Here is a 10823-nt window from a genome sequence, read left to right on the forward strand (position 1 = left end):
ATGAAGAAATTAATAACTGTACTATCTCTTACTTTGGCTTCTCAAACTGCAATAGCTGCACAAGAGTGTTCTACTGACTTTGCTAAAACGGCACCTAACACGCGTTATACATATTCTGAGAGCGGTACCGTAACTGACCTGAAAACAGGTCTAACATGGATGCGCTGTCCAGTTGGTATGACATGGAATGTAGGAAACCAAGAATGCCAGGGGACGCGATCTACAATGTCATGGCAACTCGCTCTCTCCACAGCCAAACAAATTCGTAATAAGGACGGCAACCATCCTCTTCACAATTTTGCTGACAAAAAAAATTGGCGACTAGCAAATATCAAAGAGCTAGTATCTCTAACTGAGCGAGCTTGCCACAGCCCAGCCATAAATAGTACAGGGTTTGCTAGCGGCTATAGTCTGACAGATGGAGATGATGTTCTAGGGCGTTATGTCTGGAGCAACACACCTAATGGCGACGGTAAGCATGTTGCAACTTTTGATACGACTAATGGTGAGGTTTTCAATAGAGATCCGTTAAACTCAAGTTTCAAAAGTTCTCTCTTGTTAGTGACAGATGAATAATAATTATTACGTTAATAAGGGTTGATAGCTTTGCCTTTAAAATAAGCTCCGCCAGTGCGGAGCTTTTTCTTTTCTAACCTTTGGAACTTATCGTGTTGAGCAGAGAATTTAAACTTGGAACTGCTTAAGCTGATGTTTTTGGTTTTCTGCTAAACCAGACAACTCTTGCGCTGCCGCGGCTGATTGAGTGATACCAGTGACGTTCTGGCTCACTAGTTCATAGATGTTCGTTAAGTTGTTGTTGATATCAGCCGTGACCTGCTTCTGCTCTTCTGATGCGGTCGCAACTTGAGTGTTGATTGAGTTCAGATCGGCGATAGCATTACTGATATTAGCAAGTGATTGGCTAACTTCTTGTGTCAGAGCTTGGTTGTCTGACAACATCGCTAAGCTGAAATGCATACTTTCATTTGCGTGACCAGATTGTTGCTGTAGCTCTTCTATAATGGTTTGGATCTCTTTGGTGGACTCCTGAGTTCGCGCTGCCAGCATACGTACTTCATCGGCCACTACCGCAAAGCCTCTGCCACTTTCGCCCGCTCGTGCAGCTTCAATCGCTGCATTCAGTGCAAGTAGATTCGTTTGCTCAGAAATACCTTCAATCACTTCGATCACGCGACCAATGTGTTCTGATTGATCTTTTAGCGAAGTTACGACGGCAGCGGCTTCGTTAAGTTGTTCCGCCATCTTTTCACTTGCGCGAGTGCTTTCCCCAAACATGCTTATACTTTGTGAGGTTAACGTACGTGCTTGATTTGATGCACTATCGGCTTCTTGTGCATTGGTCGATACTTCAGCTGCGGTCGACTCTAGCTGATTGATCGCCGAGGCTACTTGCTCAACTTCTTGCTTTTCTTGATCCGAGTTGACGCTGCTTTGAGTCATAACAGTTGCTAACTCGGTTGATGCTGATGCCACATCTTCACTAATGCGAACCAATGCGCTTACAGTTTCACGCAGTTTTTCTATGGTCTGGTTTACATCTCGAGCCAGCTGAGACACTTCGTTTTTCCCGATGGCTTCGGCCTTAACTAGTAGGTTTCCCTTCGCGACTTCCTGCATCGTTACTTGAAGGTTACGAATCGGCGCAACGATGTAGCTGGCGAGTACCCAACTAATAAGTGAAGCGGCACTCAAGATCACCGCAAGCGAGACGGCGCTGTAAGTTAGCGTGGTTGAATGTTGTTCGCCATTCGTTTCGACTTCATCGGTGACGATTTGATTCAATTGTTTAGATAGTTTGTCGATGGCGTTGATCATCGCTTCGCCAGCTAATCGATACTCAGCCATTGTAGATTCGTACTTTTGATTGAAATCAGAGGTGGTGTAATCAGAAGAGTGTTTAGTGGTGAGCAGAGGTGTCATGGTAACGCGAGTGAAATCAACATAGTGATTCATGGCCTTACGCATAGCATTGACTTCATTTTGAACGCCAGGGAGATTGTCGATGGAGTTAAGAAAATCGCGGTTTTTGTTTTGTCGCTCAGAAAGCTCTTGGTTGAGAGACTGAACATCTTCGGCTCTAAATAGACTATAAATGGCTTTGATGCGCATGGCGTAAGTGTTGTCTACGATGCCGCTAAGTTCCTCTTTGTGAATGATTAGCTTATGGGTGGAAGCCGAAACCTTATTGAATGCTTGATCGAGTTTACCGATTCCGACACTCAGTCCAATGATGAGTAATATAACTGTGAATAGAACAGGCAGAAAAACCTGAAGTTTAATAGAAAGCGTACTAAGAAATTGACGCATGAGATTGACCCTCTATCGGTTTAATTATTATCTTTTTTATAAATAAGCATTTCGATTTTAATTGTTATATTTGCCAAATCAATGAGTTACTCATATCTAATTGTTATGAAATGTACCAAAATCGATGGGGTTATCATCTTGAACATGAGGCAACTTATAAAAACGTTACGTTCAAATTGAGAGAGGGATAAGTCGCGGAATTAATAGTTAGAAATGACAACGTGTCATAGAGGGTTCAACTAAGTGAAACACAACTGTCATATTCAAATTCTAAAGTGAGCACCGTTCAAGTGAAACACAACGGCAATAAAGCCACTTAAGGAAATTGTGATGAAAAAGACAGTAATCGGTGCAATCGCACTTCTAGGCGCAATGGCAGTGACTCCTGTTTCTGCTAAAGAAACTATCTCTGCAGTGGGTTCTAGCAGCGTAACTCCACTGATGGAAGTTTTCTCTGAAACGTACATGAAGAAGAACCCTAACGTATTTATCGAAGTTCAAGGTCCTGGTTCTTCAGCTGGTGTAAAAGCAGCGAAAAATGGTTCAGCAGACCTTGGTATGTCTTCTCGTAATCTAAAAGACTCTGAAAAAGAATCAACACTAATCGAAGAAGTGGTTGCTCGTGATGGTATCGCAGTGGTTGTCAACCCACAAAACAAACTGCCAGGTCTAACAGCCGAGCAAGTGACTGCAATCTACAAAGGCGAAGTATCAAACTGGAAAGAAGTCGGTGGTGCAGACAAGCCAATCGTAGCCATTACTCGTGACACAGCTTCTGGTACTCGTGGCGCATTTGAAGACATCATGTCTCTAAAAATGAAGATTTCTGGTAAGAAGGTATCAGCTATCTCTCAACGTGCTCAAGTTGCAAACGGTAACGGCGCACTGAAAACAATGGTTGCATCTAACCCATACGCAATCGGCTACATTTCTCTTGGTACTGTAGACAACACTGTTAATGCGCTAGCAATCGACGGCGTTGATGCAACGGTAGCTAACGTTAAAAACGGTTCTTACAAAGTAGCGCGTCCATTCCTTGTTCTTTACAAAGAAGGCAAGCCATCAACAGAAACGCAAAAATTCCTAGACTGGATGCTAACTGATGAAGCGCAAGCGCTAGTTGACCAAAAAGGTTACATCTCAGTTAACTAATCCCATCGGGACTCTAAAGTTTGCTCAGCCCAACGTTTCGGGCTGAGCCTTTTCTATCCATTGTGTTCAACGGCATTGCCCAGAACCGTGAGATTTTTAAATGACCATCGCAACAAATAGTGAAAAGCTTATGAATACTGACGCTAGAGCTATCAGCAAGTCAGGCCTACGCGAGAAGCGTCGTGTAGACTGGAAAGAGCGCATCTTCCACGGCTTGTTCCTAACGAGTGCCGTAATCGGCATTGTTTCATTGGCCGTTATTGCATACTTCATCGTTCGAGAGAGTATTCCGGCATTCCAAGAAGCAGGCGTATCGGGCATTGTCTTAGGACAAAACTGGTTACCACCTGCGCTTTACGGTGTCGCCACCATGATTGTGGCATCTATCGTATCGACGGCTGGTGCTGTCATTGTTGGGGTTCCAATTGGTGTTCTGACCGCCATTTTTATCGCTGAAATCGCACCAAAGCGATTAGCAGACATCATCCGTCCAGCGGTTGAGCTGCTAGCCGGTATTCCTTCAGTGGTCTACGGTTTCTTCGGTCTGGTTATTATCGTTCCATTGATTCAGAAAGTATTTGATGTACCTGCAGGTAACACTATCTTGGCCGGTATTATTGTTCTTGGTGTGATGATTCTACCAACAGTAATTACGGTTTCTGAAACGTCTATTCGCGCTGTCCCTCGTACTTATAAAGAAGGTTCTTTGGCACTGGGCGCATCGAAAATCTACACCATCTTTAAGTTGCTCGTTCCAGCGGCTCGCTCAGGCATCATGACAGGTGTGATACTGGGTATCGGTCGTGCGTTGGGTGAGACCATGGCGATTATCATGGTTATGGGTAACGCGCCGGCAATGCCAGAAGGCATCTTGGATTCGGCTCGTACACTAACTGCAAACATCGCTATTGAAATGTCTTACGCAAGTGGTGTTCACGCGAACGCACTTTACGCTACAGGTGTAGTACTTCTGGTCTTCATCATGTCGTTGAACGCTGTACTACTGTACCTAAACCGAGAAAAAGCGAAGTAATCGCTCGTTAAAGGTGACTATTATGGATCGCGCAAAACTGAAAAAAGCACGCCAGTTCAAAGATAATGTCTTTAACGCATTTGTCTGGATCTCGGCAGCACTAACGGTAGGTTTTTTGTTCTGGATTATCTGGTACATCCTATCAAACGGTCTACAACACGTAGATTGGAACTTCATTACTGATAACTATACGCGTACAGGTGAAGAGCATGGTATCTTCCCAATGATTGTGGCGACCATTTACATGGTTATCGCTTCTATCGCAGTGGCAGCGCCACTCGGTATCATGACGGCAATCTACTTGACCGAATACGCGAAAGTGGGCAGTCGTTTGGTGAAAATCATCCGATTCTGTACCGAGTCATTGGCGGGTATCCCGTCGATCATTTTCGGCCTGTTTGGTATGACTTTCTTCGTGGCGATTCTTGGCCTTGGCTTCTCGATTCTGTCGGGTGCATTGACGCTAAGTATCCTAATCCTGCCAGTGATCATCCGTACAACGGAAGAAGCGCTGATGGCAGTGCCACAAACTTACCGTGAAGGCTCTTATGGCCTCGGTGCTTCTAAGATTTACACTATCTGGCGTTTGATTCTTCCGAGTGCAATGCCAGGTATCTTAACCTCGGTCATTCTAAGTATTGGTCGTGTCATTGGTGAGTCTGCTCCAGTATTCCTGACAGCAGGTATGGTTGCACGTATTCCGGACTCTTTATTGGATTCAGGTCGTACGCTAACCGTTCACCTATACAAACTGACTACCGAACTGTTTACCGTTGAAGAATGGAATCAGGCTTACGGTACGGCAACAGTGCTTATCGTAGTTGTTCTCTTGATCAACATGGTAACGAAACTGATTGCTAGACGTTTTAACACCGCAACTTACTAACAACACTAATTAAGAACGCACGTTAAAAGACACGAATTCAAGAATTAAGAGATTAAGACAATGAACAAATTTGATATTGAAAACCTAGACCTATTCTACGGTGACAACCAAGCACTGAAATCGATCAACTTACCAATTCCAGTTCGCCAAGTAACTGCACTTATCGGCCCGTCAGGTTGCGGAAAATCAACGCTTCTACGCTGTTTGAACCGAATGAATGATCTAATCGAAGGCGTGAAAATTACAGGTAAATTGGCGATGGACGGCGAAGATATTTACGGCAACATTGATGTTGCTGACCTTCGCATCAAAGTCGGCATGGTATTCCAAAAGCCAAACCCATTCCCGATGAGCATTTACGAGAACGTGGCTTACGGCTTACGTGCTCAAGGTATCAAAGACAAAAAGACAATTGATGAAGTGGTAGAGCGTTCGCTGCGCGGTGCTGCACTTTGGGATGAGGTGAAAGATCGCCTTAAATCACACGCATTCGGTCTTTCTGGTGGTCAGCAGCAACGTTTATGTATTGCACGTACAATCGCGATGGAGCCGGATGTGATTCTGATGGATGAGCCAACGTCGGCACTTGACCCAATTGCGACACACAAAATCGAAGAACTGATGGAAGAGCTAAAGAAGAACTACACCATCGTTATCGTGACTCACTCAATGCAACAGGCGCGTCGTATCTCTGACCGCACTGCGTTTTTCCTAATGGGTGAACTGGTTGAGCACAACGATACGCAAGTGATCTTTAGCAACCCTCAAGACGACCGTACTCAAGGCTACGTAAATGGTGATTTCGGTTAATCCACCGTATTTACAAGCATAACTAAATAACTATAAGCGATGGTAACTTTGCCCCTCTTGATGAGGGGCCTTTTTCTTTTTAAGTCGTAGGCTTAAAACATCTACCAACACAAAAATCTTGTAAATAAGTACAACTTTCCTCCCCAGTTTATAAAGCATGTAACTTATGTGAAACATGGCTTTAAAAGTGCTGAAGAGCTCTCGAATGTAACACTAAGTCTGATAATTTTGCGAATGACTTAACAGCTCAAATTTGAACGTATTGATTGCATATCATGGCCTAAGTAGTTTTTTATCGAGGATAAAAAAGTAGATTAGGTTGGTAGGGTGAGTTTAAGAAGTTTTACAAGAAAAGTGTCTTCAACGAGGGACCATCGGTTGCTAGCGGAGGCAATCTTTGATCATTTAGAGAGTCTGTTCTCCCCTCAAGCCCTAGCTATTTTTGAAGATCCTTCAATTAACCCTCGTCATTCAATGAGCTTCTCTCGCGGAGAGCTTTACCCAACCCAAAACTATCCTGAGACATTCTGGGAGTGGGCAAGTCAGTTTGATACCTCTGAAAGCATCATACCTCTGGCGATCAACACTTGTAACTGGAATCACACCCGAGATTTAGGCGGTGATAGTTACATCATGATGCTCGACAACACGCCTATCAAACGTACCTACCTACTGATTCAATCTGTACATGCTCGCACAGCACATAATATCTATGAAGAAAGTTACGACGCAATGCAGCTCGCAGCGGCGCGTTGGCAATGTATTCGTGCTGAAAAAAATGCCTCGAAAGAGATCAGGCACAGAGATATTCGTGAAGCGCAATATGTTGATGAGATTAGCCAACGCGAGCGCTTTATCGAAAATATGAAGTTAGTTCAGCAAGTTGCACTCGAAATCTCTAATCCTGATTCTTTAAAGGACTTGTACTACAAAGCCGTCGAAGCGTTACGTGAACGACTTGGGTTTGATCGCTCTACACTGATGCTTCTCGATATGAAAAAGCGCAGCTTCAGTGGTACATACGGCACGGATGAGTCAGGAATTACGATTGATGAATTTCACACACAATATGATTTACACCAACTTAGCGAGGAGTATATCACCGCGTTATCTAGCCTTGAGAGCAACTTAGTGATTGTAGAAGACGCGCCAATATACACAGCAGGCAAGGTCATCGGGCAGGGCTGGAATGCGATGTTGATTTTACGCGATGGCAATGAACCGTTTGGGTGGTTCGCGCTAGATAACTTTATTCATCGTAAGCCGATAACGGCATATCAAAAACAGATGTTGGACTCGTTTGGTTCACTCTTCTCTCAAATTTACATTCGTAAGCGCCAAGAACAAAACGTACGCATGTTGCATTCAAGCATGGTTGAGTTATCACGTTGCACTACTGTCAGTGGAGTATGCAAATCGGCCGTCACTTTCGCCATTAAAAATCTTGGTATTGATCGAATGGCGGTGTTTTTAACTGATGAAAATTGCTCTTACATGCAAGGAACGTGGGGTACCGATATTCAAGGTAACGTGGTGGATGAATCTTACTTCTTTGGCGAAACCCAAGATTTCTCTCTTATAAATTTGGCTCGCTCAATGCCAAACGAAGTCGCATTTGAAGAATCAGTGCCTATTTATCATGACTGTAATATTGTTGGCTTTGGTTGGGCTGCGATGACGGTATTGACTTCAAATAGCAGTGGTCCTATCGCCTTTATCGCTGTTGATAATTTGCTGACACGTGCGCCGTTAACTTCTCAGTTACGTGAAGTGATTCGTATGTTCGCGTCCAGCTTAGCTGAAGTATTGCAACGTACTCAAGCTCAAGAGGCGATTCGCGAATTAAACGAAAACTTAGAGCTGGAGGTTCAGAACCGAACAAAAGAGTTGGAGGAAGCCAATCGACAGCTTGAGGTACTTTCTAAGCTCGATCCTTTGACGCGTCTTGGTAATCGCCGCATGTTAGAACATGTGATGCAAAAATATTGTGCCCTAGAGTGTGAAGACGACATGTCGTTTGGCCTGATCCTGATTGATATTGACCATTTTGGCTTATTCAATAATCACTATGGTCATCTCGAAGGCGATATCGCATTGATGCGAATTGGCTATATCTTGGATCATCATACCAAAGGTGAAGATGAAGTTTTTTGCCGTATCGGAGGTGAGGAGTTTGCATTGCTCATGATTGGTTCTGAGCAAGAGGAGGTCCGACTGAGAGCAGAGTGCATTCGTCAGTGCATCGAGGGCGAGGGGATAAAGCATCGACATAACCCAGAAGGGGAGTTACTTACCGTTTCAGTCGGTTACTCCTGTTATAAAGCGAAAGGCAAAGACTTTAATTTCGACCATTTATATCAGTTGTCGGATAAGGCACTCTATCAAGCGAAGAATCATGGGCGAAATTGTGTAAGGCGATACGAATACGAGCCCCAAGTTTTGTTGAGTAAGTGATGTTCATAAGAGCAACTTGATAGGGAAGAAGCGGCGGTTGGTGCTCTAGATAAAACCGCTAAAGCAAAATTTGGCCGGATAAGAGAATTGGCAGCTCATGAGAGCTGCCATTGTTATCTAGTTATTTATAACTTTTCGAGTTGGTGGTCGGTTTTCGTTACGTTTGCTTTGCCAAGGTTTTGAATTTTCGCTAGCAGCGAATCAGGGCTCCAAGGTTGTTGGTTAGCACTAAAATACGCTTGATTCATGGCATTAAGCTCTTGCTTAATTGCTTGTACGTCGCCAGGGTTTAGCCTGCCTTGATGAGTGGTTAAATACTCATTTACAGAGCGTTCAATTTTCGCAGCATCGCCCTCTTCGATGACTTTTTTTAGCGCGTCGATGCAAAGTGGCTGTTCAGTATATGAAACCGTTCCACTCGCTGTTATTGACCGCTTTTTCCATGCCCAAATAGCGATTCCCAATGTCATTATCCAAAGCCCTAAGAAAACAAAGGTTAATGTTCGCCAGAGACTGTTTACATCGCCGCTTGATTCAGGACTAGGGGCTGACACTAAAGGCGCTGAAAGAGGCGATTCCGGCAACGTGATTAGCCCAGTGTCATTTTTCTCTACGTCTAATGTTAGCTCTGGTAACGTTGTTTTCTTCGCTTCATCATTTTGACTGTCCCACCAGTTCAAGTCGTATCCTGGTAAGGTATATTTCCCGGCCTCTGTAGGAATAATGACTTGCTTCACCGTCATGGTAACGGTGCCATCTCTCGCACTATCGAACTTAGGTTGTTCGGGATACACGCGCAGTGAACTCGGGTAACTAATATTGACTCGTGGCAGATATTCGGCTTGTGTACCGCGAGCCTTAACTTGAATGGTTCGAGTGAGTGAAGAACCTTGCTTTACTGTGTTGATCGCGTTAATCGACAGTAGATTACCTTGATCGTCTTGCCAGCTCTGTGTCATTTCTAACGCTGAAGCAGGAAGCCATTCACCTTTAAATTCGCTCGGAATCGGTTTGACCGTTATTGGCATGCGTTCCGCTTTGGTATTGATAGGCATTATTTTGGTTGAGCCCGTCAAGCTGTCGCCATAAATATAAGAACCGGTCAGTTTAGGACCTATCAAGGTATAAGTGCCTGGTTGATTGGCCGTTAAGCGAAACGACTGCTCTATGACCGCTACTTCTAACCCATTTAAGATCTTCTGTCTTTGCTGTAAGCCACCCAGTGCCTCAAGCTTCATGCCTTCAATTTGCGGAGGTACTATTTGTGGGTTATCTAGGCGTCGAGTGTCCGCTTTGATTAGAAGCTGTATACGTAATGTTGCAGATTGCTGAGGGTAGAGCGTACTGTTGTCGACCGTAATATTGAAGCTAAATAGATCATCAAGATTGGGGTCTGTTTGGCTCGCGTTGACACGTAGTTTGATCGGCTCCGTTTTCATACCATCAGCGGAAAAACTTGGAATAGTCAGAACACCTTCTTTCATTGGTGCAATTGAGATACTCCACTCGGTACGCACTGATTTTCTTCCGTTAATGTTATTGCTAGAGCGGCCATAACGAGGTTGACCCAAGAAGAAGTCTTTCTCTAGAACATTGAAGTCGATTGAGTCTGGCCTGAGCTCAGTATCTGAAATGATTCTGAGGTTAATCACTTCATTCTTGGCTACTTGTGTTTTATTCACACTAGCTTGAAGTGTCTGTGCCATCACCGAGAAACTGGATATTAGGCTGGCCACAAAAATAAAGACCAGTTTTACGCCTTTGTTCATCACAGGCTTACCACTCCTTTTGAGATTGTTGTGGAGGTTGTTTTTGTTGCGCTTGAAGTTGCATTTGCGCACGGATCAAAAAGCTTGGGTCGCGAGCACTTTCTACTGCTTCTAGTCGACGGAACTCAGGATCATCCTGATGCATTTTTTCGGGATGCGCTTTAGCCTGTATTGGTTCACCTTGATCCTTCACTTGCTTGTCATCTCGTTGCGGTTGATGTTGTTCCGTTTTTTGTTTTTCTTTTTTATTTTCAGAATCTTGCTGATTTTGTGACTGTTGTCCTTGCGCTTCTTTCCCTTCGTTTTGAGACTTTTGTTGCTGTTGCTGTTGCTGTTGCTGTTGCTGTTGCTGTTGCTGTTGCTGTTGCTGTTGCTGTTGCTGTTGCTGTTG

Annotated in this window: 8 protein-coding genes and 1 pseudogene; 6 read left to right on the top strand and 3 right to left on the bottom strand. The window is 44.2% G+C overall.

From position 1 onward, the window contains the following. Entirely contained in the window at positions 1-576 is a 576-nt protein-coding gene (locus tag R7041_RS06075; RefSeq protein ID WP_017635423.1) for a DUF1566 domain-containing protein, read from the top strand. Between the two features lie 108 nt (positions 577-684). On the opposite strand, the gene R7041_RS06080 is transcribed toward R7041_RS06075, so the two are convergent. After that, complete coding sequence (locus R7041_RS06080; protein WP_017635422.1) at positions 685-2328, bottom strand: methyl-accepting chemotaxis protein; 1644 nt, start codon at positions 2326-2328, stop codon at positions 685-687. Between the two features lie 330 nt (positions 2329-2658). Between R7041_RS06080 and R7041_RS06085 the strand changes: the two genes are divergently transcribed. From R7041_RS06085 to R7041_RS06105, 5 genes are all read left to right on the top strand, one after another. Then, the gene (locus R7041_RS06085) at positions 2659-3480 is read left to right on the top strand and encodes a phosphate ABC transporter substrate-binding protein (RefSeq protein ID WP_005375153.1); all 822 of its coding nucleotides are present in this window, start codon (positions 2659-2661) and stop codon (positions 3478-3480) included. Positions 3481-3580: 100 nt separating this feature from the next. Beyond that, positions 3581-4513, top strand: coding sequence for a phosphate ABC transporter permease subunit PstC (pstC, locus tag R7041_RS06090; RefSeq protein WP_005375154.1), 933 nt, complete (start codon positions 3581-3583; stop codon positions 4511-4513). Positions 4514-4535: 22 nt separating this feature from the next. After that, the gene (pstA, locus tag R7041_RS06095; RefSeq protein ID WP_005383923.1) at positions 4536-5399 is read left to right on the top strand and encodes a phosphate ABC transporter permease PstA; all 864 of its coding nucleotides are present in this window, start codon (positions 4536-4538) and stop codon (positions 5397-5399) included. A gap of 60 nt (positions 5400-5459) precedes the next feature. Further along, positions 5460-6209 carry a phosphate ABC transporter ATP-binding protein PstB gene (gene pstB / locus R7041_RS06100; protein WP_005375156.1) on the top strand — a complete coding sequence of 250 codons (750 nt, stop codon included), beginning with the start codon at positions 5460-5462 and terminating at the stop codon, positions 6207-6209. Between the two features lie 327 nt (positions 6210-6536). Continuing rightward, positions 6537-8663 carry a GGDEF domain-containing protein gene (locus R7041_RS06105; protein ID WP_054574929.1) on the top strand — a complete coding sequence of 709 codons (2127 nt, stop codon included), beginning with the start codon at positions 6537-6539 and terminating at the stop codon, positions 8661-8663. Between the two features lie 125 nt (positions 8664-8788). Here the strand turns inward: R7041_RS06105 and R7041_RS06110 are convergent, their stop codons facing one another. Further along, positions 8789-10435 carry a BatD family protein gene (locus tag R7041_RS06110; RefSeq protein ID WP_258460656.1) on the bottom strand — a complete coding sequence of 549 codons (1647 nt, stop codon included), beginning with the start codon at positions 10433-10435 and terminating at the stop codon, positions 8789-8791. A gap of 4 nt (positions 10436-10439) precedes the next feature. Continuing rightward, positions 10440-10823: pseudogene (locus R7041_RS06115) on the bottom strand (hypothetical protein); the annotation flags it as partial.

This window comes from Vibrio sp. 1751, assembly GCF_033339895.1.
GTDB lineage: Bacteria > Pseudomonadota > Gammaproteobacteria > Enterobacterales > Vibrionaceae > Vibrio > Vibrio alginolyticus.